Here is a 25,916-nt window from a genome sequence, read left to right on the forward strand (position 1 = left end):
CCCATTCAGTTCAGGACGCGCCGGTTTCAGCGGTCGTCCCCGCGTGTGACACAGAAGTTAAGGATTCCTCTCACCTGCCGCCGCGACAGCGCGGGGATTGAGATCACAGCCCGTTGCGGAAGCCTTCGCGCCACGAGGCATAGCCGGGTTGCCAGCCGAACGTGGACTTGGCGAGGGCGTTCGCGGCGCCGCGGATCTCGGTGAAGGCGGCCACACCGACGTCGCCGACCGCCAGCCGCCCGATCCAGGACGGGATGTGGCGCGGTGCTTTCGCCCCCAGGATCCTGGCGAACTCCGGCAGCCAGACCGCCGCCTGCGCCGCGTCGTCGTCCGCGATCTGGAACACGCCGGTGACGTCGCTCTCGACCGCCTTCACCGTGGCGGCGGCCGCGTCGTCGTAATGGATGAACGACCAGACCCCAGTGCCGTCGCCGATGATCGGGAGCCGGCGCTTCTGGATCAGCTCCACCATCGAGCCGCCCTTGCCGAGGTCGGCCGTCGGGCCGTAGAAGTTCGCGTACCGGAGCGCGACGCCCTCGATGCCGTCGGCGTTCAGTACCGCGGACTCGAGGTGCTTGATACCGGCCATCGTCTGAAGTTGCGCGGGCGCCGGGGCCGGGTCGAGCGGGTCGGCCTCGGTCTTGGTGGCGGATCCGCCGTGCTGCAGGTTCCAGCCGGCGTACGACTGGACGACGAACCGTCGTACGCCGGCAGCTTGTGCGGCGACAATCAGATTGTCGACACCTGACGTACGCAGCTTGTTCGTCGTGGCGAAGCTGTCGTCGAAATGCTTGAAGTCGATCCCGCCCTTGAGCGCCGTCATCTGATGGATGACGACCTCGGGGCGGACCGACAGCACGGCGGCACGTACGGCGTCCGCGTCGAGACCGTCGGCGAGTACGACGTCCGCGCCGAACGCCCGGACGCCGGCCGCGCCGGACCCGGACCGGATCATCCCGGTCACCTCGTGCCCGGCCGCGACCAGCTGCGGTACCAGTGACCGGCCCAGTCCGCCGGTCGCTCCTGCTACCAAGACCTTCATTTCGTCCTCCGTCGTCTGTGATTACGACCGGAGGACACGCGCCGGCTCAGCTGTGTGACATCGGCTCCGAAACCACTGTGAACTCGGTCGGCCCGAACGACACGTTGAGCTTGGCGTCGACCGTCATCGCACCGTCCGCGACCCGGCAGGTGAGGACCGCGACGAACGGTGTCTCGACCCAGCGGATCGTTGCCACGAGCGCGTCGCCGTCGGCATATGCGCTGGTCACGACCCGGATGCCGGTCTCGAGGCTCGCGTCGTCGGCTGCTCCCGGCATCGTTCCCGGAGCGGACCGCTCCTGCCAGTCGCCCGCGGCGCAGACCAGGTCGTGGGTGCCGCCGTCGTCACCCATGTCGCGAATGCCGAACGTCGCCGTACCGTCCGGGTCGATCCGGACCGCGGCGAGGCCCGCCGCGTTGTCGGCGGTGATCCGGTACGTCTGCCCGTCTCCGGCGGCCGGCGCCGAACCGCTCGGCGCCGGGAGCTCCAGCTTCTCGGGCCTGGCGACCGGCGGGACATCCTTGCCCTCCAGGGCTGGGAGGAGGTAGTCCCACACCGTGTTCAGGATCGCCTGCATGTCGGTCGTCGCGCTGGTCACGATCAGTACAGCGTCGTACTCCGGGAACACCAGGCAGAACTGCCCGAACGCGCCGTCGCCGCGGTACGTGTTGTGGCGGCCGCGCCAGAACTGGAAGCCATACCCCTGGTGCCAGTCCGGGTTCGCCTCCTGGTCATTGGGCACCTGCTTCGAGGTGGCCGCCTCGTACCACTCAGCCGGGACGAGTTGCTTGCCGTCCCACTCGCCGTGCTGCAACAGCAACTGCCCGAAGCAGGCCAATGACTCGGTGTTGATGCTCAGACCCCACCCGCCGACCGTGATGTCCTCCTTCGACACCTGCCAGGTCGCCTCTGTCGCACCGAGCGGCTCGAACAGCCGTGGCCGCAGGTAGTCGAGCAGCCGTTCACCGGTGACCCGCTGCACGATCGCGGACAGCATGTACGTCGCGCCGCTGTTGTAGACGAAGACCGTGCCCGGCTCGTGCTGCACCTCGAGGCCGAGGAACATCTTCACCATCCGGCGGTCCCGGCTGAGCGCCTCGACGGTGTCCTGGGAGTGGCCGGTCGTCATCGTCAGCAGGTGCCGGACCTTCATCGCGGCGAGGTTGTCGCTGATCGTCTCCGGCAGCTCGTCCGCGGTGAAGAACGAGATGACCGGATCGTCGATTGTCAACAATCCTGCGTCGATCGCGAGGCCGACCGCTGTCGAGGTGAAACTCTTCGACACCGAGAACAACAGGTGCCGGTCGGTCAACCGGTACGGCGCCCACTCCTCCTCCAGCACCACGTGACCGTGCCTCATCAGCATCACGGTCTGGATCTCCGGCTGTCCGTCATTCAGCGCTCCGACAAAACTGTCCAGCGCCGCATCCGACAAACCCTGCGCCTCTGCCGTACTCCGCGGAAGTCTGCTCACCCTCAGCACGCTATCTCGCCGCGCCGACAGACGGGCGGCTGTTCGCGCGCCGTCACGGTTGGAGGTGGGTGAGCTTGTCCGGATTCACGATTCCGTGGATTGCCGACACTTGACTGTCGACAATGGTGAAGGACCAGATCGCGACCGTACGATCCGCCCGATCGTGGATCCGGAGCGCCGGCTGGCCGCCTACATGCACAACCTCGACAATCAGTGCGCCGGGCCCTCTGAGTCCTGCAGGCCCGCCGCCGGGACGATCGTCCGGAGCGGTGAACTTGCCGAAGGAGCCGATCACCAGGCGAGCGATGTTGGGAGCGCCGTGGACGGGCCGGGGAAAGCCGCCCTTGCCGCCGCCGTCCCCGGTGAAGGTGGCGTCGGGAGTGAGGAGGGCGACGAGGGCCTCGAGGTTGCCGTCCTCGGCGGCCGCGACGAAGCGGCGGAGCAGTTCGTCGCGTTCTTGCGGGGACGGGTCGAAGCGCGGTCGATTGTCGGCAATCCGACGACGGGCGCGGACGGCGAGCTGGCGGCAGTTCGCCGGGGTCTTGCCGAGGATGGCGGCCAGGTCGTCGTAGGAGTAGCCGAAGACGTCGCCGAGCAGGAACACCGCGCGCTGGTCGGGGGAGAGGCGCTCGAGTACGACGAGGAACGCCGTGGAGAGCGAGTCCGAGAGCGCGGCCCGGTCCGCGAGGTCGACGTACTCGTCGACGGCCGGCTCCGGCAGCCACGGCCCGAAGTACTGCTCCCGCTGCCGCCGCGCCGACCGCAGCTGATCGATCGCCAGCCGGGTCGTGACCGTGGTCAGGAACGACTTGGGCGAGGTCACCTCGGGCTCGCTGTGCAGGCGCAGGTACGCCTCCTGGACGACGTCCTCCGCGTCACCGAACGTTCCGAGCATCCGGTACGCGATCGACAGCAGCAGCGGTCTGAGTTCCTCCATCACACCCATCACAGACGATCGAGGTGGTCTCCCGGTGACAGCTCCCGGTGACAGCTTCACCACGGTTCACCACGGTTCACCACGGTTCAACGCTGTCACAGATTGGATTGTCGGATCGTCTGCAATCTGCATGAACACAATCGTCTGGATCTTCACCGGCGTGCTGGGCGTGGTCTTCACGATCTCCGGCGTACTGAAGGCCACCATGTCCCGCGCGCGCCTGATCGCCACCGGCCAGACCGGGATCGCACCGTTCCCGATGCCACTCGTCCGTGCCGTCGCCGTCTGCGAACTACTGGCGGTGGCCGGCTTGTTCGCGCCGTGGCTGACCGGCACCGCCCGCATCCTCACCCCACTCGCCGCCGTCGGACTGTGCGTCGTGATGGTCGGCGCCGCGACCTCTCACTCGTCACTTCGCGAGCCGCGCTCCACGGCCGCCAACACCGTCCTCCTGGCATTGGCGGCCTTCGTGGCAGCGGCCCGCTTCGCGACCCTCTGAGAGATCAGCGCTGAACCAGTACGGCGACCGTCCGCGGCGGCACAGTCGCCGTACCGGTGCTGGACGACCACGTGGTCTGCTTGACCACCTGATCGGACCCGTTCGCCTGTACAGGGGAGAGGCTGAAGTTGGTCCCAGCCAGGCCCGGGACCTGTTGGGAGACGGCGGCGTTGGTGGAGTTGAAGACGACCACGACCCCCTTCAGCGTCGGGTCGACGTCCGCGCCGACCGTGTCGTCGACGCGCATCGTGATCACTCCCGGCGTCGTACCGCTGAGCGGGAAGCTCAGCTTCTGGTTGATGAGCGCGGCGGACCCGAGGCGGAGGAGCGGAGTGGAGAAGCGAAGCTTCAGCAGGTCCGCTGCCGCCGCGGAGGCGGTGGCGACGTCGGTCGCGGACGGCTTCAGCGCCGGATCGGCGAGCAGCGGCTTCATGAACGGCCACTTCGCCTCGTTGTCGGCCTTCGGCGGCAGACCGTGCCCGAAACCGTTGTCCGCGCCGGTCCAGTCCAGCGTGTTGAACCAGTCGCCGGAGTCGTAGGAGTTGCGGTCCAGCGACTTGCTCCGCAACAGGTCGGCGCCGGCGTGCCAGAACGACGGCGTCTGCGCCAGCGCGGTCGTTGCCAGCGACAACGTGTTCATCCGGATCCGGTCCGCCATCGGCAGGTCGGCCGGCAGCTTGTACGTCAGCGTGTCCCACAACGTTTCGTTGTCATGGGCATCGACGTACGTCACCACCTCGTCCGGCTGATCGGCGTACCCGGCCGGCGAGCCGTTGTAGTCGACCTGGTCACCGCGGACCTCAGCCCCCGACGACACCGACTTGAACGTGAACGAACGCAGGTTCCCGGCCAGCCCGAGCTGGACCAGGTCCGTGTCGTGCGCGAGCCGTTTCGCGCGTTCGGCCGGCGTACCGTTGACCGCTGCGCCGTTCGGGTCGCTCGCCTCGCCGGAGCCGAAGCCCTGTACGCGCGGGTCGTCGTCGAACGGCCCGCCGCCCCGTACGGCGTCCCGCAGCCGGTCGGAGAACGTGCCGATCCCGGTCCCGCCGAGGTTGCCCTGCCGGGCCTGGACGAACAGCGCGTCGTTCGCGACCTCGCCGAAATTCCAGCCCTCGCCGTACAGGTAGATCGACTTGCCGTCGACGCCGTCCTTCGCGAGCGTCAGCTTGTCCAGCGCGGCGCGGATCTTCAGCATGTTCGCCTTGGTGTGGTGGCCCATCAGGTCGTACCGGAAGCCGTCCACGTGGTAGTTGCGTGCCCAGCTCACTGTGCCGTCGACCATGATCTTCTCGGCCATCGCGTGCTCTGTGGCGATGTTGCTGCAGCAGGTGGAGTTCTCGACCTTGCCGGTCGCGTCCAGCCGCTGGTAGTACCCGGGCACGATCTGGTCGAGCACTGACGTCGGGGCCTGACCTGCGGCGGGCGTGTGGTTGTAGACCTGGTCCAGTACGACGCGTAGGCCGGACTTGTGCAGGCCGCCGACCATTGTACGGAACTCGGAGACCCTGGCCAGCCCGTCCTTCTGTGTGGCGTACGACCCCTCCGGGGCCAGCCAGTGGTACGGGTCGTAGCCCCAGTTGAAGCCGTCCTTCCCAGCGACAGCAGTAACGCAGGCCTGCTGCTGGTCCGAGTCGGGTGGCAGAGACTTGAGGTCACAGGCCGGTGTCTGCTGCCCGGTCTCTGGAATCGAGGCGATGTCGAAGGTGGGTAGCAGGTGCACTGTGTTGAGCCCGGCTGCTGCCAGTGACCGCAGGTGCTTCGTGCCGTTGCCGTCGTCTGCGAAGGCCAGGTACGTACCGCGGTGCGCTGCGGGAACGGCGCTGTCGTTGATGGAGAAGTCCCGCACGTGGAGCTCGTAGATCGTCGAGTCGACGCCACGGGCGAGCTTTGGCGACGGGGTCTTGGCCCAGAGCGCTGGCTTGCCCGCTGGATCGTCCAGGTCCGCCGCAACCGAGTAGACGGAGTCTGTCGTCAACGCAACCGAGTACGGGTCTGTGACGACGTTCTTCTCTACCTTTCCGGTACTGGGCGCATAGACCGTGACCTCGAAGCGGTACGAGGTGTCCTTCCAAGAGCGGGGCCCAGTGACGGCCCAGGAGCCATCTGAGTTGCGGTGCATGGCTACAGCCGAGGTGCCCACCAGCAGACGGACGTTCTGGGCGGTAGGAGCCCAGACAGTGAACGTGGGCTTGCCGGCCTGCCAGGTGACGCCGTAGGAGCGCTTCACAGCACTGCCGTAGACGTCGTCGAGCACACCAGGGATCTGCACCCCAGTGGCGTCCAGCAAGCGACCCGTGTCGTCGTACTGCGCCAGACCGAGCTGCCCGGTGAGGATCTTGCCGACATCGGTATGGTCGAGCCGTAGCGTGGTGTAGCCAGGCTTGACCTCCTTCGGGTCGTAGTGCAGTGCTGCCGACGAGCCACCGATGTCGTCGGTGTCCACCTTCAACGAGCCGGTGTCCGACCAGTGCAGCCGCCAGCGGTACCGCTCCGGGTGGTCGACAGCAGGTACGGCGAGTGTGTCGCGGTTGAGCCAGTACGCCTTCGCCTGGCTGAGGTCCGGATGCGCACCGGGCTTGGACGTGGTCACCGCGAGCTGATGGGTCGCGAGCACGTACGAGAACGTGGTGACCAGTCCGTCGCTCGGTACCACGACCGGCACGTTCTGAGCCGGGTAGCTCTCGTCCCAGGACAGGTTGTGTGCGACCTTCGCCTCATAGTTGCCCGCCTTCAACTCGCTGGTGGACCAGGTGTAGGTCCCGTCACCGTCCTCGTCGGTCAACCAGGGTCGCATGCAGGACGGATCCCAGTCGGTCGGGCAGCCCAGTGCTGTCTGGAACGAGCCTGGCACCGTGATGATCGGGCCCTGAGCGCTGGACGTGACGTAATGTCGGCCGTGCTCGTAGTAGAACGTGACAGGCCCGCTAGGCGCCGTGTATGAGATGTTGGCGCCGTTAGCGACCCCACCGGCTCCGTAGTTCTCGTCCCAGCTCTTGTTGACGGCCGCCTTGTAGGCGTGCTCACCGGCCGGAATGGTGTAGGTGCCCTTCCACACGTTGTCCTTCGGGTCCAGCTTCAGCTGTGCCTGGTCGCAGTCCGGTGACCAGTCCGCGGCGCAGCCCATCTCGCTGTTGTGATCACCCGGCACCGACACGTTGTTCGGCTGTACGACCGGCCCGGTTGAGCCGCCGCCACCACCTGGCGCAGGAGCATCGCCCACTACGCCGTACGAGCCGGACACCGAGTAGTTGCCCGAGGCGTCCCGTAGTACAGCGCGGTACTCGATCAGCGTGCCCTTGGCCAGCCCACTGACGTCCTGGAACACGCGGTACGGCGCGTTGTCGTCGCTGCCGAGCCGCTTCCACTCCGTCGTACCCACGGGGCGGTAGCCGAAGGTCACAGTGGCCGGTGTGTTCTCCGGGACCGCGGCTGCGATCTCCGCGCGCCCGCCGACCGTCGCACCGAGTTCCGGCGAGCTCAGGTAGACACTGGGTGCCTTGGCGCGCGGCGGGACCTTGGTCTGCGCCTGGTACACCGTCACGGACAGGGGACTCTGGCTGATGGCAACGCGGCCCTCACGGTCGGTCTTGACGGACCGCAAGCCGCCATAAACCGGCTTGAGCCACGTGTTCGGACCGTACGTCGGTACCGTCGCGGACGCCGCCGTCTTCGAGTTGTTGGCCACCACCAGGTACTCGACGTTGTCGCTGCCCAGCCGGCTGAACGCGTACAGCCCGTTGCTGTTGGACGAGTACCGGTTGACCTGACGCCCGTCCGACAACGCCGGGTACTTCGCCCGCAGCTGCGCCAGTGCGGCGATGTGCTTGTACATGGGCGCGTTGACGTCGTACCGGTCCTTGCTGCCGATCGTCGTCGTACCCGTGCCGTCAACGACCTCGTTGTTCGCGTAGTCGGCGGTCTTGGTCGCAAACATGTCCTGCCGCGCGGCCTTGTCACCGCCGGCACCTGTGAAGCCCTGCTCGTCGCCGTAGTACACGACAGGCTGCCCACGCGTCAGGTACATCAAGGAGTGCGCCAGCTCGTCCCGTGCGAGCAGCTCCTGCCCTGACGCACCACCCTGCTTCAGGAACATGCCGACACGTCCCATGTCGTGGTTGCCGAGGAACGTGGGCAGCTCGTACGCGTTGGAGTCCGTGTCGGTGTAGTAGTCGTCGTTGGCGTAGAAATCCTGCAGCTTGGTGCTCGGGTCGCCCTTCGCGTACGCCACCGCGTTCTGCTGCAACCCGAAGTCCAGGGTCGCCTGCAGGTCGCCCTTGGTCGTGTAGGTCGACATGAACTGCGGGTTCGCGTCGTACACCTCGCCGAACATGAAGAAGTTCTTCGCGCCCGCACCCCGCGCCGCGGCCAGGATCGCCGGCGAGAACTTCTGCCAGAACTCGATGTTGACGTGCTTCACGGTATCGATCCGGAACCCGTCGATGCCGAACTCGGCCCACGTCTTGTAGACGTCGATCATCCCGTCCCGGACCTTCGGCTGCTCGGTGAACAGGTCGTCCAGCCCGGAGAAGTCGCCGTACTCCGCGCTCTCGCCGGCGAACGTGGAGTCGCCGCGGTTGTGGTACAGCGTCGGGTCGTTCAGCCAGGCCGGCACCTTGACGGTCTCGTCGGCCTTGCTGTGGAAGATCGGCACGTTCGGGAACGACGTGTTCCGGTCCAGCGCCGGGAACGTGTCGCCGGCCGCGTACTGCTTGTCGTCGAAGACGTTGCCCTGAGCATCCTTGTACGGCGCCGCCGACTTCGGGATGTACCCGTGGTTGCCGGACTGGTAGTCGATGACGTCAGCGGTGTGGTTGGTGATGATGTCGAAGAAGACCTTCATGCCCTTGCGGTGCGCGAGGTCGATCAGCCGTTTCATGTCCGCGTTGGTGCCGAGGTGCGGGTCGATCCGGGTGAAGTCGGTGATCCAGTACCCGTGGTACCCGGCGCTCACGTCGGCACCCGAGCCCTGCACCGGGCGGTTCTTGAACGACGGGGTGAGCCAGATGGCCGTCGTACCCAAGGACTTGATGTAGTCGAGCTTCTGGATCACACCGGCCAGGTCGCCGCCGTGGTAGAAGCCCTTGTCCGTCGGGTCCAGCCCGGTCTGCAGCCGGTCGCCGGTGAGACCGCCGGCGTCGTTCGACTTGTCGCCGTTCGCGAACCGGTCCGCCATCAGGAAGTAGAAGCGTTCCTTGGTGAGGCCCTGGCGCAGGCTTGGCGTCGCGAGCGCCTTGTCGGCGGCCGTCACCGTCTGGCCGGCCAGGTCGACCGGCTTGACCGTTACGACGTGACTGGTGTCGCTGTAACTGAACTGCAGCTTGGCCGGGCCTTCGATCCGCAGCGGGATGTTCTGCCCGTTCAGTACGCCGCCGGCACCGTAGTTCTCGGCCCAGCTCTTGTTGACCGTGACCTTGAACTCGTACGACCCCGCCGGTACGTCGAACACCTTCGTGTACGGCGCTCCGCTACCGAGACTGGTCGCGTCGCATCCGGGGTCCCAGTCGCCGGTACACCCCAGCTCGCTCTGCAGCGACCCGGTCAACGTGATGACCCGATCGACTGCCTCCTGTGCCGGCGCCGGTGACGCCGTACCCAGCCCCAGCACGACCACCGCAGCCGCGGTGAAACCTGCCGTCCAACGCCTGAACCCGCGCATCCCGGTCCCCTCCCGCCGATCCACCTGCGGGGGACGCTAACCAACGGTTGGTCGCAGCGGAAGAGCACGGCGAGTACTCAGGTGCGCACCACCTCGCCGTGGTTACTGCCCTCGACGGTCCATCTCCACAGCGATGAGCGTCTCCCGGACCCAGCCCCGACCCTTCCGAGGCCGCGCTCCGGTTGCTGGCCGGCGAGTGGTCAGCCGACGAGTGACGGCAGGGTGGTTTCGATGGGGGTGTGGAGGACTGTGGTGGCGTGTTCGTCGTAAGGGGTGGGCTGGGCGTTGAGGATGACCAGGGGCTTGTCTGCGTTCAGGGCCAGGTCGCAGAGGCCGGCGGCCGGGTAGACCTGCAGTGAGGTGCCGACGGCAAGGAACAGGTCGGCGGACTCGGTGGCGGCGACGGCTCGGTCCAGAACGGCCCGGTCGAGGGACTGGCCGAACGAGACCGTTGCGGACTTCAGGATGCCACCGCAGACCTCACAGGCCGGATCCTCGTCACCGGATTCGAGCCGGGGGAGTACGTCGGCCATCGGGATGCGCCGGCTGCACCGGAGACAGTCGACGTACCAGACCGTCCCGTGCAGCTCGTGGACAAGCTCCGGGGACGATCCGGCCTTCTGGTGCAGCCCGTCGACGTTCTGAGTGATCAGTCCGGTCAGACGACCCTGTCGCTCCAGCTCGACCAGGGCGAGGTGACCCGGGTTCGGCTCGGCTGTCCAGGCCGGTACGGCGAGACGGTGCTTCCACGTCGCCACGCGGACCTCACGACTCCCGACGTACTCGTCGAAGTCGAACATCGCCTCTGCGGCCGGGTCCTTGGTCCACACACCCTCAGGCCCGCGGAAGTCGGGGATGCCGGAGGCCGTGGAAATGCCCGCTCCGGTCAGTACGGCGATACGGTCCGCGTCCCTGAGAGTGTCGCTCACACCCTCGACGGTATCCATTCGGTGGCCACGACGGACATCACGATCTCGTCGACCCACCTCGCCGTCCCGGAGCAGCGCGTCCCGCAGCACGCCCTCTCTTGAACCCGGAGGTCCAGCCGGTCGGTCTGGTCGTTGCGGGTCGGCATCCACTCGCGGGCCCGCTCCTCACCGATGTCGCCGTGACTGCCGGTGAAGCGAGCCACCTCCGGGTCGTCCAGGGCCGCGGCCAGCGCGTCGTAGTCGCTCTCGTCCATCGGATGCAGCACCACCAGGTCCCCGGTCAGCGTGGGCTTGTACGCGAGGTCGGTCACGCCGCGCGGCGGGTCAGCTGACCCGCCGTACGACGTACTCCTCTTCTGCAGCCGACACCAGCTCCTGGGAGCGCATCCGGCACCAGGCCGGGATGTCCGTGGCCGCAGCCGGGTCGTCGGCCAGCACGGTGACGGTGTCGCCGACAGCGACGGTCGGCAGGGTCTTGGCCAGCTTGATCACAGGGAGTGGGCAGAGCAGGCCGGTGCAGTCCAGGTCCACGTTCACATCCCCACCGCCGCCCTGATGCGCTGCACTATCCCCGGCAGCACGGCACAGAACCGCAGTACGTCGTCATGCTTCGTGTCACGCGTCAGCGAGAGCCGGACGTTACCGTGGGTCAGCACGCCCATGGCCGCGAGCACGTGTGACGGCCGCAGCGTGCTGGACGTACAGGCAGAGCCACTGGAGACAGCGAAGCCCTCCGCATCCAGGGCGGTCACCAAGGCCTCACCGTCCACGTAGAGACACGAGAACGTGAGTATGTGCGGCAGCCGGTCGTCCGGGTCGCCTACTACCTCCACATCGGGTATGTCGGCCGCCACACGGCGCCGTACCTCGTCCACCCAGGCCCTGTGCTGGTCGTTGAGCTCCGTGGCCTCAGCCAGCCTGGCCTGTAACGCTGCGGCCGCAGCCAGCGCGTTGGGCACGTTCGGGAAGCCGGGGGAGAGGCCGTCCTCCCTCTCGTCCATCGGCCACGCCGGCGCGATCCGCGTGCCCTTCCGTACCGCCAGCAACCCGACACCGGCCGGGCCACCCCACTTGTGGGCACTTGCCGCCAGCATCGACCACCCGGTCGGTACGGCGTCGTGCCCGATCGAGGCAGACGCGTCAACAAACAGCGGTACGTCGCCACACGCGGTGGCCGCCGCCTCGACGGGTTGACGTGTCCCCACCTCGTGGTTCGCCGACTGCAGCGCCGCCACGGCCACGCCGGGTCGCCGTACCGCCGCAGTGAACGCATCCAGGTCCACCCGCCCCAGCTGGTCCACCCCGACCTCGACAGCGTCCTCACCGGCCGTGTGCAGTACTGCGGAGTGCTCGACGGCGCTGTGCACGACCGACGTACCTGTACGTCGTCTGGCGGCACGTACCGCGGTGAGCCCGTCCCGGATCGCCGCCGTACCGGAGGTGGTCAGGTACAGCTCGTCCGGCCGTACGCCGATCGCGTCCGCGAGTACGGCGCGGGCGTTGTCCAGCAGGAGCCTGGCGGTCCGTCCCTCGTGGTGCAGACGCACCGGATCGGCCCATCCGGAATCCACTGCCGACAGCAACATTTCCCGCGCGGCGGGGTGCATCGGCTCGGCCGACGCGGCATCCAGATACGTACGCTCGATCACACGGGAAACGCTAAGCCCTACCTATCCGCAGAAGCCGGATGGGTGTCCAGTAGGGTTTGGTCGTCAGTCTCACTTGGGAAGGGAAAGGCGCCCCGTGGGTTCGAACGGCACGCCCGGAGTGGAGGAGCGACCGGCAGGTTCTGCCGGCGCCACACGTCCGGCGAAGCGACGCCTGCTGGTCGGTGCGGCACTGGTGCTCGGCACCACGCTGCTGACCGGTTGTTCGTCGGCGACCACTGAGCAGTGGAAGCGACTCGGTCTGCCCGAGGGCGCATCGGACCGGACCGAGGCGATCCGCAGCCTCTGGATCGGTGCCTGGACCGCCGCTCTGATCGTCGGCGTGATGGTCTGGGGCCTGATCCTCTGGGTCAGCGTGCGGTACCGCAAGCGCAACGAAGACGCTCCCCGGCAGGTGCGGTACAACCTGCCGCTCGAAGTCCTCTACACACTGGCGCCGTTCGCGATCATCGGTGTGCTCTTCTTCTACACCGTGGAGCACGGCAACACGGTGACGAAGATGGACGCCAATCCGCAGCACACCGTGAACGTGGTGGGCCAGCAGTGGCAGTGGACCTTCAACTACAAGGACACCGTCGACGGGCAGCAGGGCGTCTGGGAGACCGGCACGCTCGACAAGCCCGCGACGCTGTGGCTGCCGGTGAACGAGTCGGTGCACTTCGACCTGACCTCGCCGGACGTGATCCACTCCTTCTGGGTGCCGTCGTTCTACTTCAAGCTCGACGTGATCCCGGGCCGGACCAACAAGTTCCAGCTGACCCCGACCAAGATCGGCACCTTTGAGGGCAAGTGCGCGGAGCTCTGCGGGCTTTACCACAGCCGCATGGTCTTCAGCGTCAAGGTCGTCACCCGCGCGGAGTACGACCAGCACCTGAAGGACCTGGCCGCCAAGGGCCAGACCGGAGCCGCCACCGGTGGCGCCGACGCCACCACCATTCCCGGTTCAGGGGAGGGCCAGAAGTGACCGAGTTCGCCGAGCGCACCGGCGCCATCGGTAGCACCACCGCGCTGCCCAGGCGGCGCACCAAGGGCCAGATGCTGGTCAAGTACCTGACGACGACCGACCACAAGCTGATCGGGCACATGTACCTGGTCACGTCGTTCATGTTCTTCCTGATCGGCGGCGTGATGGCGTTGCTGATGCGCGCCGAGCTGGCCAGGCCAGGCTTGCAGATCGTGAACGAAGAGGTCTACAACCAGCTCTTCACGATGCACGGCACGATCATGCTGCTGCTGTTCGCGACCCCGCTGTTCGTCGGCTTCGCGAACGAGATCATGCCGCTGCAGATCGGCGCCCCGGACGTCGCGTTCCCGCGACTGAACATGTTCAGCTTCTGGCTGTTCCTGTTCGGCGGCCTGATCACGATCAGCGGCTTCTTCACCCCGGGCGGCGCGGCCGACTTCGGCTGGTTCGCCTACGCCCCGCTGTCCAACGCGGTCCGCTCGCCGGGTGTCGGTGGCGACCTGTGGATCATGGGTCTGTGGATGGCCGGTCTGGGCACCATCCTCGGCGCGGTGAACTTCATCACCACGATCATCACGATGCGGGCACCGGGGATGACGATGTTCCGGATGCCGATCTTCACCTGGAACATCCTGGTGACATCGATCCTGGTCCTGATCGCGTTCCCGATCCTGGCCGCGGCGCTGCTGGTGCTGGAGGCGGACCGAACACTCGGGGCCCATGTCTTCGACGCAGCCAACGGCGGGCCAATACTCTGGCAACACCTGTTCTGGTTCTTCGGGCATCCCGAGGTGTACATCATCGCGCTGCCGTTCTTCGGCATCGTCACCGAGATCCTGCCGGTCTTCAGCCGTAAGCCGGTCTTCGGCTACATCGGCCTGGTCAGCGCGACGCTCGGTATCGCGGTGCTGTCGGTGGCGGTGTGGGCGCACCACATGTTCGTCACCGGCGCGGTGAACCTGCCGTTCTTCTCGTTCATGACCTTCCTGATCGCGGTACCGACCGGTGTGAAGTTCTTCAACTGGATCGGCACGATCTGGGGCGGGTCGGTGTCGTTCGACACGCCGATGCTCTGGTCGGTCGGCTTCCTGACGACCTTCCTCTTCGGCGGTCTGACCGGCGTCATCCTGGCCTCGCCGGCGCTGGACTACCAGCTCTCCGACTCGTACTTCGTGGTCGCGCACTTCCACTACGTCGTCTTCGGCACCGTGGTGTTCGCGATGTTCGCCGGGTTCTACTACTGGTGGCCGAAGTTCACCGGGCGGATGCTCGACGAGAAGCTCGGCAAGCTGCACTTCTGGCTGCTGTTCATCGGCTTCCACACGACGTTCCTGGTGCAGCACTGGCTGGGTGTCGAGGGCATGCCGCGGCGGTACGCCGACTACAGCCCGAACGAGGGCTTCACCACGCTGAACGAGGTGTCCAGCGTCGGTGCCTTCATCCTCGGCGCGTCGATGCTGCCGTTCTTCTACAACATCTACAAGTCGCGCAAGACGCAGCCGGTCGGCGTCGACGACCCGTGGGGCTGGGGCCGTTCGCTCGAATGGGCGACCAGCTGCCCGCCGCCGCGGCACAACTTCGAGTCGCTGCCGCGGATCCGTTCGGAGTCGCCCGCCTTCGACCTGCACCACGCCGAGCTGGCCATGGCCGACCGCCCGGTGAGCGCGGGCCGGTTCGGACAACCTGCTCGACGCCGACGATCGGAAGCCGATCGCGGAGGCCGGCAAGCCGGAGACCGACGGGAAGGACGAGGCGTGAAGGTCGAGGCCTGGGTCTTCGGGATCCTGAGTGTTTTCCTGGTGGTCGTCACGCCGATCTACTGGCTGATGTCGGAGGACCCCACCGGTACCACCGCGCTGGTCATGACGTTCTTCCTGTCGCTGCTGGTGGCGTTCTACCTGAGCGTGACGGCGCGCCGGATGGACGCCCGCCCGGAGGACCGCAAGGAGGCGGAGGTCGTCGACGGAGCCGGCGAGCTCGGCTTCTTCCCGCCGTACTCCTGGTGGCCGCTGTGGTGCGCGCTGACCCTGTCGGTGGTCGTGCTCGGCGTCGTGTTCGGCTGGTGGCTGTTCATCGCCGGCGTCGGGATCGGCATCATCACGCTGAGCGGGTTCATCTTCGAGTACTACCGCGGTGACCACGCTCACTAGTTGAGAGTCGTACGAAAAACGCCGTCCGGGAACGAACCGGGCGGCGTTTTCGTGCGTCTTAAGGGTGTTGTGGGTGCGGAGGGTTCTGGTCCGTACCAATACGGTTGCGTGCGATGCATGGAATTGTCGCCGCGGCAGGTTACCCTTACCGCGGTCTGACTAAACAGGGGAGAGCTGGGGAATGGTGAACGGTTCGGTGAGGAAGTACGGCCTTGCCGTGGCGGGAATCTGTGTCCTGCTGCTGGCCGGTACGGCGTGCGGCGACACGAAGGCCAACGGTAGCGGCGGGCAGTCGACGCCTGGCGCCTCCACGTCGCAGAGCAGTACGCCGGGTGCCTCGAGCACGCCCGGTACGTCGACCACTCCGTCGAACAGCCCGGCCGCCAGCATCGCTGTAGTGCCCGCCAAGGGCGCCACGTCGGTGCAGCCGGACAAGCCGGTCACGGTCACCAGCACGGGCGGCAAGCTGACGGCGATCACGCTGAAGGACGACAACGGCGACAAGGTCACCGGGAACTTCAACGCGGACAAGACGCAGTGGACATCGGCCGACCTGCTGATGCCGGGCGCGACATACACCCTGAGCGGCTCGGCCGAGGGCACCGACGGCGCTACCGTGCCGGTCAGCTCGAGCTTCAAGACGCTGAAGGCGAACAGGACTCTGAAGTCCGCGATCGCTCCGCTGAACAACGACACCGTCGGCGTCGGGTACCCGGTCCAGATCTACTGGACCAACCCGGTCAAGGACCGCGCCGCGGTCGAGAAGCGGCTCTCGGTGAAGACGTCGGTCCCGGTCGACGGCACGTGGCACTGGGTGAACAGCACGCAGGTCAACTACCGGCCGAAGAACTACTGGCCGGTCGGCACCAAGGTGACCGTGAAGGTCGACCTCCAAGGTGTGAACGCCGGAAACAACACCTGGGGCGTGTCGAACCGGACGGTCGACTTCACGATCGGCAAGTCCGTGGTCAGCCACGTCGACGTGAAGAAGCACGTGATGACGGTCACGATCAACGGCAAGCTGGCCCGGACCATCCCGATCACCGCCGGCAAGGACGGGTTCACCACCCGCAGCGGCGTCAAGCTGATCATGGAGAAGTTCACGACCAAGCGGATGGACGCGGCGACCGTCGGCATCAAGCCCGGCGACCCGAACTACTACAACATTCCGGACGTGAAGTGGGCGCAGCGCGTCACCAGCTCCGGCGAGTTCATCCACGGCGCACCGTGGTCGGCCGGCAGCCAGGGCAGCGCCAACGTCAGCCACGGCTGCGTCGGCATGAGCCTCAATGACGCCCAGTGGTACTTCGGCCAGACCCTGGTCGGCGACCCGGTCACCGTCACCGGCACCTCCCGCACCATGGAGCCCGGCAACGGCTGGACCGACTGGAACACCACCTGGGCCGCCTACAAGTCCGGCTCCGCCCTGTCCTGACCACGCACTCCCTGACCGGCCCTGACACCCGCCCGGGTGTCAGGGCCGTTTCATATGCCCAGAGCCGCGATCAGCTCGTCGGCATGGAGGGCTGGGAGCGAGTGGTGGGTGGCAGTGGGCAGATGGACGACGGCTGCGCCGGCTGAGGCCGCTCTCTGGGCCAACTTGTGTGGGTCGTGAGCCTTGGTGCGGTCGGCAACCACAACGACCGTTTGTGGCAGGTCCTGGAAGCTCCTGGGGTGCTGGGGCTTGACGGGGCGTGCTGTTGGCTGACAAGAGCCCAGAGCGGCCAGTCCGAGCCAACTGGGGTCTACTGGGAGGCCCTGGGTCTCCCAGTAGATGAAGGACTCGTAGCGGGCTTCTGAGGGGCGTAGGAGCATTGGGAGGGCGCGGGCCACGTACGTCGGCTTGAGGCCCGTGAAACAGTCGGTGGGGTCTATCAGGCCAAGCTTCCGGACGCGGGCCTGGAGTGCGTACGTGAGCGCTATCCAGGCGCCGTACGAGTGGCCGATCAGCAGTGGTTCGTCGAGGCCCTTCAGGACGCCGGACAACCACGTCATGAGGTCGGTCACGGTGCGAGGTGGGGGAGCGGTACTGAGGCCTGCGTCGCCTGGGAGGTCCGGTGCATAGACGCGGTAGCGCTCCGCGAGGAGTGGCGCGACCGCGAACCACACGGGTGCAGTCGCGCCGTGGCCCGCGAGTAGAACGGCTGGTGGGGCGTCCGGTGGGCCACAGACGTTGACGTGGGTGCCTGCGATGTCGAAGTGCTCGACCGGTACGCCCCAGCGTTCGAGCAGCGCGGCGTACGCGTCCTGAAAGCTCATGTCGCCGACAATAGCTCACTGAGTGAGGTAAAGTGCGGGTCATGCGTGAAGGAGTGACACCGGCCGACCCCGAACGGGCGGCCGCGCTGGAGGTCGTACACCTGCTGCGAGACGTCGCGCTGCGGCTCGAGCTCGCGGTCGGGGAGTTCGCCCGTACGACCGGACTGCACGGGACCGACGTACGGGCGCTGGTCCGCCTTCTGGACGCCGAACGCGCCGGAACCGAGGCCACGCCCAGCTGGCTCGCTCAACAGCTGGGAATGACCTCTCAAGCAACAACGGCAGTCATCCACCGCCTGGAGGCCGCCGGCCACGTAGAACGCCTCAGAAGCCGCTCAGACGGCCGCAGCACCCAGCTGCAGGTCTCCGACGGCGCAGTCGAACTCGGCTGGCACTTCTTCGGCCCCCTCCTCAACCGAATGGCCGCCCAGACAGCCGAACTGAGCTCCGCTGACCAGGAATCACTCAAGCAGTGGCTCACAGCGATGGCGCAGGCGATCGGTTGATCGACGCGCAAAAAGCGAACGGCCCCAGGCGTTTGCCCGGGGCCGTTCGCTTGGTGCTTGAGCGTCAGGAGTGGTCGCTGGTGACCTCGCGGTAGGTCTCCGTGTCCTCCGTCAGTTCGTGGATCTCGTCGGCGTCGTGAGCGTGCTCGTGCGCCTCCTCGATCTCCTCTGTGGTCGGCTTCTGGACCGCGTCGGCGTAGTAGAACCGGGACAGGGCGGCGCGGGCCTTGTTCAGGGCCCTCCGCGGAGCGCGGACGCCGTTGTCGTCGGTGTCGGGGCCGATCTCCTGCGGCAGGATGCGGTCCCGCGCGGTGAGCGAGTAGGCCTCGTACGTCGAGATCGGCTGGTGCTTCTCGGTGTACTTGCCCTCGGCGGACCGGACGATCACACCGGTCTCCAGGCCGTGCAGCAGGCGGTCCTGATCGGCCCGCTGCAGCGAGATCGCCCAGCGGCGGGTGATCCAGAAGGCCAGGATCGGGCCGAGGATGACCGCGAACCGCAGGAACCAGGTCACGCTGTTCAGCGAGATGTGGAAGTGCGTGGCGAGGACGTCGTTACCACCACCGACCCACAGCAGGGCGTAGAACGTGATGAACGCGACGCCGATGCCGGTCCGGGTCGGCACGTCCCGGGGCCGGTCCAGCAGGTGATGCTCGCGTTTGTCGCCGGTGATCCACCCCTCGATGAACGGATAGAGCGCGACCAGGGTGACGAACGCAGGTGGCACGATCAGCGCCGGGATGATCAGGTTCCAGCTCAGGGTGATGCCCCAGAAGTGCGACTCGAATCCGGGGAAGATACGCACCGAGCCTTCCAGCCAGCCCATGTACCAGTCCGGCTGCGAACCCGCGGTCACCGCGGCCGGGTCGTACGGCCCGTACAGCCAGACCGGGTTGATCTGCATCAGCGCACCCATCAGCGCGGTGATACCGAAGACCACGAAGAAGAAGCCGCCGGCCTTGGCCGTGTACACCGGGAACAGCGGGTAGCCGACCACGTTGTTCTGCGTCCGGCCGGGACCGGCGTACTGCGTGTGCTTGTGGTACACGACCAGGAACAGGTGCACCGTGACGAGGCCGAGGATGATGCCCGGGATCAGCAGCACGTGTGCGATGAAGAACCGGGAGACGAAGTCGCCGCCGGGGAACTCGCCGCCGAAGATGAAGAAGTTCATGTACGTGCCGACCACCGGTGAGGCCTGGATCATGCCGTTGGTGATCCGCAGACCGGTACCGGACAGCAGGTCGTCGGGGAGGCCGTAGCCGATGAAGCCCTCGATGATGCCGAGGAACAGCATCCCGAAGCCGATCAGCCAGTTCAGCTCACGCGGCTTGCGGAACGCGCCGGTGAAGAACATCCGGAGCAGGTGCACCATCATCGCGGCGATGAACAGCACGGCCGCCCAGTGGTGGATCTGCCGCATCAGCAGACCGCCGCGGATGTCGAAGCTGAGGTTCAGCGTGGAGGCGTAGGCCTCCGACATGTGCACGCCCTTGAGCAGGCTGTACGAACCCTGGTACTGGACCTCGGCCATCGAGGGCTTGAACCAGAAGGTCAGGAAGGTGCCGGTCAGGATCAGGATGATGAAGCTGTAGAGCGCGATCTCGCCCAGCATGAAGGACCAGTGGTCCGGGAAGATCTTCCGGAGGTTCTTCTTCCCGATCTTCGCGATGCCGAGGCGGTCGTCGAACCATTTCACCGGTCCGGGGAACTCTGTGCTTGTTGACACTGTTGTCACCCTCGTTCGAAGAAGCTCGGGCCGACCGGCTCGGTGAAGCCGCTCTGCGCAACCAGGTAGCCCTCACTGTCCAGTGCCAACGGTAGCTGAGGAAGCGGGCGGGCAGCAGGTCCGAAGACGACCTTGGCGCCGTCGGAGAGGTCGAAGGTCGACTGGTGGCACGGGCAGAGCACGTGGTGGGTGGTCTGCTCGTACAACGAGATCGGGCAACCGACGTGGGTGCAGATCTTGGAGTAGCAGAGGATCCCGTCGATGCCCCAGTTCTCCCGGCCGGGCTTGGTGCGGATCTCGCTCGGCTTGATCCGGACCATGATCACCGCGGCCTTCGCCCGGGCGTTCTGGTACTCGACCGGGTTCTGCTCCTGCAGCGGGGCGAGGTTCGCCGGCGCGCCGTTGACCAGTTGGCCGACGACCAGGTCGGACGGCTTGATCGGGCGGTTCGTGACGTCGTTGACGACCCGGATGCCCTTCGCCCAGATCGTGTTGTACAGCGCGCGGCCGGGCAGCGGGCCGAGGTCGCGGAGCAGCACGATGGCCGGCAGCCCGAGGGCGCCGAGGGCGCCGATCAGCGAGTTCCGGATCATCTTGCGGCGGCCGAAGCCGGATTCCGCGGCGCCTTCCTTGAACGCCTCGGTGATCTCGGCGATCTGCTCCGGCGACGAGTGCGCGGCGTGCCGGTCCTCGGCGATCTCCTCGTCGACCATCAGCTTCTTGGCCCACTGGATCGCGCCCGCCCCGATCAGGAACAGCGCGAGCCCGATGCACAGGCCGAGGGTCATGTTGTTCGCGTTGCCGGTCAGCGGCCCGAACTGGATGTAGGCGTCCCGCGGGATCGCGAAGTACGCGACACAGGCGCCGAGCACCAGCAGCGTCGCCAGGCCGAACATCGCCGACACCTGGCGCTCGACGCGGTCGGCGGCCTTCGGGTCGATGTCGGTGATCCGCGGCTCGTGCGGCTCCATGCCGGGGTCCGGGATCGGCTCCGCCACCTCGACGGCGGTGCCGTGCTCGTCTTCCACCTTCGCCGGAAGGTTCTTCTCGTCGCTCACTCGGCCTTCGCTCCCTTGGCCTTGGCGCCCTTGGCGCCGATCCAGACCGCTACCGCGACCAGCAGGCCGATTCCGACGACCCAGCCCCACAGACCCTCGGAGACCGGGCCGAGCCGGCCGAGGCCGAAGCCGCCCGGGTCCTTCTGGTTCTGCAGCGCCTTCAGGTAGGCGATGATGTCCTGCTTGTCCTGCGGCAGCATGACCTGGTCGGAGAAGACCGGCATCTGCTGCGGGCCGGTCAGCATGGCCTCGTAGATGTGCTTCTCACTGACACCCATCAGCGACGGCGCGTACTTGCCGTTCGGCAGCGCACCGCCGCGGCCGGCGAAGTTGTGGCACGCGGTGCAGTTGGTGCGGAACAGCTCGCCGCCCCGGGTGACCTGCTCGTCGGTGGCCTTGCTCACGTCGTACGAGTCCGCGGCCGGGACGGCCGGGCCGGGGGCCAGCGAGGCGACGTACGCGGCCAGGGCCTCGATCTCGGCCTGCGAGTAGACCGGCGTCTTGCGCGGGATCTGCGCACCCGGCTGCTGGGCCGGCATCCGGCCGGTACCGACCTGGAAGTCGACCGCGGCCGCTCCGACACCGATCAGCGAGGGCGCGGTGAACTTGCCCGCGCCGTTCGTACCGCCCTCGGCGTTGAGACCGTGGCAGCTGGAGCAGCCGACCGCGAAGAGCTTCTTGCCCTCCTCGATCTGCTGCGACTGGGCCGAGTTGTCCGCCACGGCGTTGTCAGGGGCGAAGGCGGCGTACGCCGAGCCGACTGCCAGGAGGCCGAACAGGAGCACGACGAGGCCGGCGGACCGGTGCCGTCGTCGCGCGGAGAGAAAGCGCGCCGGTGACAAGGGATTTCTCTTCTCACTCATTTGAGCAGGTAGATGGTCGCGAACAGGGCGATCCAGACCACGTCGACGAAGTGCCAGTAGTACGACACGACGATCGCCGAGACGGCCTGTTCGTGGGTGAACTTACGAGCCATGTACGTCCTGGCCAGGACGAACACGAAAGCGATGAGGCCGCCGGTCACGTGCAGGGCGTGGAACCCGGTGGCCAGGTAGAACACCGACCCGTACGCGTTGGACGAGATCGTCAGGCCCTCCTGCACCAGCCCGGTGTACTCCGTCACCTGGCCGGCGACGAACACCGCGCCCATCAGGTAGGTGAGGATGAACCACTCGCGCATGCCCCACGTCCGCGGGTTCAGCGCCGAGCCGGTCCGGCCGACCCGGCCGTGCTCGGCCGCGAAGACGCCGAACTGGCAGGTGAACGACGACAGCACCAGGATCGTCGTGTTCACCGCGGCGAACGGGACGTCCAGATGCTCCGTCATCAGCTTCCAGAGCGTGTCCGTTCCGGGAGCTGCGGCGGCGGTCGTCACCGACCGGATGGTGAAGTACGCCGCGAACAGGGCGGCGAAGAACATCAGTTCGCTCGAGAGCCAGACGATCGTGCCGACACTGACCATGCTGGGACGGTCGGCATGACCGTGTTCACGAGACGCTGGGAGCGCGGTTGCAGTGGCCACGCGGTCATTATGTCGGTCCGCGCGTTCAACGCTACGACCACCCCCGTGCATGTCGCCGGCCAGCTGTTCCTACTGTGGAACCGTGCTTCCCCTTCACGCCACTCCGGGTGACCGGATCGAGCCGCTGACAGCGCTCCGGTTGCTGACGGCATGGACCTTCGAACCGGTGTTACTCGGCGTGATCGTGGTGCTCGGAGCGCTCTATCTGTACGGCGTCCACAAGCTGCGCAAGCGCGGCGACAAGTGGTCCCGCGGCCGGACGTTCGCGTTCGTCGGGGTCGGTCTGGGCAGCGCCGTGATCGCCACCCAGTCGGCGCTCGGGACCTACGACACGGTGCTGATCAGCGTGCACATGGTCCAGCACATGATCCTGTCGATGCTGACGCCGCTCGCGCTGGCGCTCGGCGCCCCGGTCACGCTGGCGCTCCGGACGCTGCCGCAACCGCCGCGGAAGTGGTTGCTGTCCGTGCTGCACTCGCGGTTCGCGAAGGTGATCTGCTTCCCGCTGATCGGGTTCACGCTGTTCGTGCTGAGCCCGTGGGCGCTGTACTTCAGCGGCTGGTACGACGCGACGCTCCGGTCGACCGTGCTGCACGACCTGCTGCACCTGCACTTCATCCTGGTCGGATCCCTGTTCTTCTGGCCGCTGCTCGGGCTGGATCCGGTGCCCGGGCGGGTGATCTACCCGTTCCGGCTGTTGATGACGTTCCTCACGTTGCCGTTCCACGCCTTCCTCGGGATCACGATCATGTCGGCGAACAAGCTGATCGCGGAGGACTGGTACACCAGCTTCGCCCGGGCCTGGCCGCCGTCGCCGCTGCACGACCAGTACATCGCGGGCGGGTTGCTGTGGGGCTCCGGCGACATCGTGGGCGTGATGTTCTTCGCCGTACTGTTCGTCCAGTGGGTACGGGAGTCGCAGCGTGAGGCGCGCCGCGAGGACCGGCGTCTGGACCGGTTGGAGGAACAGGCTCGCAGGGCCGGACAGGTGCCCCGGTAGCATTCGGGTGTCCAGTCTTCTTTAGAACACAGCTTGGGATGGATCGATGAGTTCAGAGCGTCCGCTGAGGGTCCTGGTCTACAGCGACGACCGTACGACGCGGGAGTCCGTCCGGCTGGCCCTCGGCAAGCGGCCGGCGGCCGATCTGCCCGAGCTCGAGTACGTCGAGTGCGCGACCGAGCCGGCCGTCATCAAGACCATGGACAAGGGCCGGATCGACCTGGCCATCCTGGACGGCGAAGCCGTTCCGGCCGGTGGCCTGGGGATCGCGCGGCAGTTGAAGGACGAGATCTTCCAGTGCCCGCCGGTGCTGGTCCTGACCGGTCGCCCGCAGGACGCGTGGCTGGCGACCTGGTCGCGGGCCGAGGGCGCGGTGTCACACCCGATCGACCCGATCAAGCTCGCCGAGGTCACCGCGGACCTGCTCCGGCAGCGGCTGGCCACGCTCCCTGCCATCACGTCCTGACTCCATGGTCGCCTACACCTGGTCCCACGTCATCGGGCCGCTGCTGCAGCACGAGGACCTGGAGGCCGCCGCCACCGCGTGGGCGATGGAGCAGATCCTGTCCGGGGCCGCGACGCCGGCCCAGCTGGCCGGGTTCGTGATCGCGCTGCGGTCCAAGGGCGAGACGGTCACCGAGGTCGAGGGCCTCGTGCAGACGATGCGCGAGTTCGCCACCCCGATCACCGTCCCCGGCCGGACGCTGGACGTGGTCGGGACCGGCGGCGACCAGGCCCACACCGTGAACATCAGCACGATGTCCGCGATCGTCGCCGCCGGTGCCGGCGCGAAGGTCGTGAAGCACGGGAACCGGGCGGCCTCGTCCGCGTGCGGCGCCGCCGACGTACTCGAGGAACTCGGGATCCCGCTCGACCTCAGCGGCCCGCAGGTGGCCGAGGTGGCGGAGCGGGCCGGGATCACGTTCTGCTTCGCGGCCGCGTTCCACCCGGCGCTGCGGAACGCCGCGGTGCCGCGCCGCGAGCTCGGCGTACCGACGACGTTCAACCTGCTCGGCCCGCTGGCGAACCCGGGCGACCCGTCGGCGCAGGCCGTCGGGGTCGCCGACGGGCGGGTCGCCGGGCTGATGGCCGGGGTGCTCGCGCGGCGCGGGATCGACGCGCTGGTGTTCCACGGCGACGACGGGCTCGACGAGCTGACCACGCGTACGACGTCCCAGGTGTGGGTCGTCGGCGGCGGGAAGGTCGAGGGGCCGGTCACGCTGGATCCTCGGGAGCTGGGCATCGAGCCGGTGTCCGCGGACGCGTTGCGGGGCGCGGACGCGACGTACAACGCGAAGGTCGTGCGGGCGCTGGTCGAGGGCGAGCCGGGGGCGGTGCGGGACGTCGTACTGCTGAACGCCGGTGCGGCGCTGGCGGCGTACACGCCGGTGGCCGGCACCGTGACCGAACGGATCCGGACCGGGATGGACCGGGCCGCCGAGGCGCTCGACTCCGGTGCCGCGAAGGACGTGCTGGACCGGTGGATCGCGGCCTGCGCCGAGGTGCGTGGCTGATCGCTGCTGTGCGAAGGGGCCGGCCGGGTTTCCGGCCGGCCCCTCTGCTACTTGCTGATCTTGATCTGGCTGACCTTGTTGCGCCAGACGTTCTGCCAGGCCGGGGTGGAGCCGGCGATGTCCGCGATCGACACGTCCGCCGTACCGTCGCCGCGGTCGACCACCGCGATCATCACGGTGGAGTACGTCTCGGCCAGCTTCGGCACCTTGACGACCACCTTGGCGACGATCTCGTGACCCGGGTGGCCGTTGACCGAGATCGCCTTGTGCTGCGTGCCCTTCATGACCTGTGCGTTCTTGTCGTACAGGTTGGTGATCGCGCGGACCCCGACCTGGATCGCGGCCGCTTTGAGACCGGCCGGGGTGTTCTTGTACGCGATGTCCGGCGGAAGTTGGCCGAAGGACGTGTAGTTGCCCCAGGTCGCGCCCTTGCCGTCGTAGTTGTTGTGCACGGTCAGCCAGATCGCGGCGCCGCCCCACAGCCCGGTGCGCTCGTACGAGTTGCCCCAGGCCGAACTCATGATCGGCATCGTGTCGGTGTTCGAGGCAACGATCTCGGTGCCGATCACCTTGCCGTACGGCGTTTGCGTCTTGGTCGGCTTCGCCGACGGGTTGACGGTCTCGAGCGGCTTGCCCGTGGAGGGCAGCGCGACCGGGGTGAGGGCGTCGGCCTTGTTCCAGACCCAGCCCGCACTCAACCCAGTAGCCGCCAATGCGACCATGACCAGCACCACGGCCCCAATCACCCGCGCGCGGCCGTTACCCCCCACCGACCCACCACTCAACCAACCACCAACACCCCCTCCCGAGTGCGCCCCACCGGAGCTCGCGCCACCGAAGTGCGCCACACCGGAGTGCGCGCCACCGGAGCTCGCGCCACCGAAGTGTGCCGCACCGGAGTGCGCGCCACCCGACTGCGTGCCAGCACCCTGCGAGCCGGCACTACTCTGCCCGGCGGCCCCTGGCCCCGCACCGTATGCAGCCGAGCCGCCGTGCCCACCAACTGCACC

General features: G+C 67.3%; 22 protein-coding genes and 1 pseudogene. 9 read left to right on the top strand and 14 right to left on the bottom strand.

The features are described from left to right. Nucleotides 1-103: 103 nt before the first annotated feature. Genes JOF29_RS39420 through sigJ form a run of 3 tightly spaced genes read right to left on the bottom strand, consistent with a single transcriptional unit; the run spans nucleotide 104 to nucleotide 3,453 of the window. Nucleotides 104-1,042, bottom strand: a complete 939-nt coding sequence (locus JOF29_RS39420) for an NAD-dependent epimerase/dehydratase family protein (protein WP_209699399.1) — start codon at nucleotides 1,040-1,042, stop codon at nucleotides 104-106. A gap of 46 nt (nucleotides 1,043-1,088) precedes the next feature. Next, the gene (locus JOF29_RS39425; RefSeq protein WP_307863916.1) at nucleotides 1,089-2,516 is read right to left on the bottom strand and encodes a serine hydrolase domain-containing protein; all 1,428 of its coding nucleotides are present in this window, start codon (nucleotides 2,514-2,516) and stop codon (nucleotides 1,089-1,091) included. Nucleotides 2,517-2,568: 52 nt separating this feature from the next. Continuing rightward, the gene (sigJ, locus tag JOF29_RS39430) at nucleotides 2,569-3,453 is read right to left on the bottom strand and encodes an RNA polymerase sigma factor SigJ (RefSeq protein ID WP_209699401.1); all 885 of its coding nucleotides are present in this window, start codon (nucleotides 3,451-3,453) and stop codon (nucleotides 2,569-2,571) included. A gap of 130 nt (nucleotides 3,454-3,583) precedes the next feature. Between sigJ and JOF29_RS39435 the strand changes: the two genes are divergently transcribed. Then, the gene (locus tag JOF29_RS39435) at nucleotides 3,584-3,952 is read left to right on the top strand and encodes a DoxX family protein (protein WP_209699402.1); all 369 of its coding nucleotides are present in this window, start codon (nucleotides 3,584-3,586) and stop codon (nucleotides 3,950-3,952) included. A gap of 4 nt (nucleotides 3,953-3,956) precedes the next feature. Here the strand turns inward: JOF29_RS39435 and pulA are convergent, their stop codons facing one another. The 5 genes from pulA to JOF29_RS39460 form a co-directional block, all read right to left on the bottom strand. Then, nucleotides 3,957-9,632 carry a pullulanase-type alpha-1,6-glucosidase gene (pulA, locus tag JOF29_RS39440; RefSeq protein ID WP_307863917.1) on the bottom strand — a complete coding sequence of 1,892 codons (5,676 nt, stop codon included), beginning with the start codon at nucleotides 9,630-9,632 and terminating at the stop codon, nucleotides 3,957-3,959. Nucleotides 9,633-9,808: 176 nt separating this feature from the next. Continuing rightward, nucleotides 9,809-10,537, bottom strand: coding sequence for an SIR2 family NAD-dependent protein deacylase (locus JOF29_RS39445; protein WP_307863918.1), 729 nt, complete (start codon nucleotides 10,535-10,537; stop codon nucleotides 9,809-9,811). Beyond that, nucleotides 10,534-10,848 carry a GNAT family N-acetyltransferase gene (locus JOF29_RS39450; RefSeq protein WP_209699404.1) on the bottom strand — a complete coding sequence of 105 codons (315 nt, stop codon included), beginning with the start codon at nucleotides 10,846-10,848 and terminating at the stop codon, nucleotides 10,534-10,536. Before JOF29_RS39450 ends, JOF29_RS39445 begins: the two co-directional genes overlap by 4 nt. Nucleotides 10,849-10,861: 13 nt before the next feature. Continuing rightward, entirely contained in the window at nucleotides 10,862-11,074 is a 213-nt protein-coding gene (locus JOF29_RS39455) for a sulfurtransferase TusA family protein (RefSeq protein WP_307863919.1), read from the bottom strand. Continuing rightward, the gene (locus JOF29_RS39460) at nucleotides 11,071-12,186 is read right to left on the bottom strand and encodes a cysteine desulfurase family protein (protein WP_209699405.1); all 1,116 of its coding nucleotides are present in this window, start codon (nucleotides 12,184-12,186) and stop codon (nucleotides 11,071-11,073) included. Before JOF29_RS39460 ends, JOF29_RS39455 begins: the two co-directional genes overlap by 4 nt. 94 nt (nucleotides 12,187-12,280) lie before the next feature. Here JOF29_RS39460 and ctaC point away from each other — a divergent pair, with 94 nt between their 5' ends. The 4 genes and pseudogenes from ctaC (at nucleotide 12,281) to JOF29_RS39480 (ending at nucleotide 16,753) form a co-directional block, all read left to right on the top strand. Beyond that, the gene (gene ctaC / locus JOF29_RS39465; RefSeq protein WP_209699406.1) at nucleotides 12,281-13,168 is read left to right on the top strand and encodes an aa3-type cytochrome oxidase subunit II; all 888 of its coding nucleotides are present in this window, start codon (nucleotides 12,281-12,283) and stop codon (nucleotides 13,166-13,168) included. 71 nt (nucleotides 13,169-13,239) lie between these two features. Next, a pseudogene (ctaD, locus tag JOF29_RS39470) lies at nucleotides 13,240-14,856 on the top strand (aa3-type cytochrome oxidase subunit I); the annotation flags it as partial. A gap of 66 nt (nucleotides 14,857-14,922) precedes the next feature. Then, a complete protein-coding gene (locus JOF29_RS45780; protein WP_209699407.1) occupies nucleotides 14,923-15,318 on the top strand; it encodes a cytochrome c oxidase subunit 4 in 396 nt (131 codons plus the stop codon). Nucleotides 15,319-15,514: 196 nt separating this feature from the next. Beyond that, nucleotides 15,515-16,753: a L,D-transpeptidase gene (locus JOF29_RS39480; RefSeq protein WP_307863920.1), complete on the top strand. Its 1,239-nt coding sequence runs from the start codon at nucleotides 15,515-15,517 to the stop codon at nucleotides 16,751-16,753. Between the two features lie 50 nt (nucleotides 16,754-16,803). Here the strand turns inward: JOF29_RS39480 and JOF29_RS39485 are convergent, their stop codons facing one another. Beyond that, entirely contained in the window at nucleotides 16,804-17,577 is a 774-nt protein-coding gene (locus JOF29_RS39485) for an alpha/beta hydrolase (protein ID WP_209699409.1), read from the bottom strand. Between the two features lie 41 nt (nucleotides 17,578-17,618). Between JOF29_RS39485 and JOF29_RS39490 the strand changes: the two genes are divergently transcribed. Further along, the gene (locus tag JOF29_RS39490) at nucleotides 17,619-18,083 is read left to right on the top strand and encodes a MarR family winged helix-turn-helix transcriptional regulator (RefSeq protein ID WP_209699410.1); all 465 of its coding nucleotides are present in this window, start codon (nucleotides 17,619-17,621) and stop codon (nucleotides 18,081-18,083) included. Nucleotides 18,084-18,147: 64 nt separating this feature from the next. On the opposite strand, the gene qcrB is transcribed toward JOF29_RS39490, so the two are convergent. Genes qcrB through ctaE form a run of 4 tightly spaced genes read right to left on the bottom strand, consistent with a single transcriptional unit; the run spans nucleotide 18,148 to nucleotide 22,332 of the window. Beyond that, nucleotides 18,148-19,821 (bottom strand): cytochrome bc1 complex cytochrome b subunit, encoded by a 1,674-nt coding sequence (gene qcrB, locus JOF29_RS39495; RefSeq protein ID WP_209699411.1) that lies wholly within the window; start codon nucleotides 19,819-19,821, stop codon nucleotides 18,148-18,150. After that, the gene (gene qcrA, locus JOF29_RS39500) at nucleotides 19,818-20,870 is read right to left on the bottom strand and encodes a cytochrome bc1 complex Rieske iron-sulfur subunit (protein ID WP_307863921.1); all 1,053 of its coding nucleotides are present in this window, start codon (nucleotides 20,868-20,870) and stop codon (nucleotides 19,818-19,820) included. Before qcrA ends, qcrB begins: the two co-directional genes overlap by 4 nt. Beyond that, nucleotides 20,867-21,733, bottom strand: a complete 867-nt coding sequence (gene qcrC, locus JOF29_RS39505) for a cytochrome bc1 complex diheme cytochrome c subunit (RefSeq protein ID WP_209699412.1) — start codon at nucleotides 21,731-21,733, stop codon at nucleotides 20,867-20,869. Before qcrC ends, qcrA begins: the two co-directional genes overlap by 4 nt. Then, nucleotides 21,730-22,332, bottom strand: a complete 603-nt coding sequence (gene ctaE / locus JOF29_RS39510) for an aa3-type cytochrome oxidase subunit III (RefSeq protein ID WP_209699413.1) — start codon at nucleotides 22,330-22,332, stop codon at nucleotides 21,730-21,732. Before ctaE ends, qcrC begins: the two co-directional genes overlap by 4 nt. Before the next feature lie 142 nt (nucleotides 22,333-22,474). Here ctaE and JOF29_RS39515 point away from each other — a divergent pair, with 142 nt between their 5' ends. From JOF29_RS39515 to trpD, 3 genes are read left to right on the top strand one after another with little or no spacing between them, the layout of a single operon-like run. Beyond that, nucleotides 22,475-23,392 (top strand): cytochrome c oxidase assembly protein, encoded by a 918-nt coding sequence (locus JOF29_RS39515; RefSeq protein WP_209699414.1) that lies wholly within the window; start codon nucleotides 22,475-22,477, stop codon nucleotides 23,390-23,392. A gap of 46 nt (nucleotides 23,393-23,438) precedes the next feature. After that, nucleotides 23,439-23,858: an Rv3143 family two-component system response regulator gene (locus tag JOF29_RS39520; RefSeq protein ID WP_209699415.1), complete on the top strand. Its 420-nt coding sequence runs from the start codon at nucleotides 23,439-23,441 to the stop codon at nucleotides 23,856-23,858. Between the two features lie 4 nt (nucleotides 23,859-23,862). Then, nucleotides 23,863-24,906: an anthranilate phosphoribosyltransferase gene (gene trpD, locus JOF29_RS39525; protein ID WP_209699416.1), complete on the top strand. Its 1,044-nt coding sequence runs from the start codon at nucleotides 23,863-23,865 to the stop codon at nucleotides 24,904-24,906. A gap of 47 nt (nucleotides 24,907-24,953) precedes the next feature. On the opposite strand, the gene JOF29_RS39530 is transcribed toward trpD, so the two are convergent. Beyond that, nucleotides 24,954-25,628 carry a hypothetical protein gene (locus tag JOF29_RS39530; protein ID WP_245359885.1) on the bottom strand — a complete coding sequence of 225 codons (675 nt, stop codon included), beginning with the start codon at nucleotides 25,626-25,628 and terminating at the stop codon, nucleotides 24,954-24,956. Nucleotides 25,629-25,916 lie beyond the last annotated feature (288 nt).

This window comes from Kribbella aluminosa (genome assembly GCF_017876295.1).
Classification (GTDB): domain Bacteria; phylum Actinomycetota; class Actinomycetes; order Propionibacteriales; family Kribbellaceae; genus Kribbella; species Kribbella aluminosa.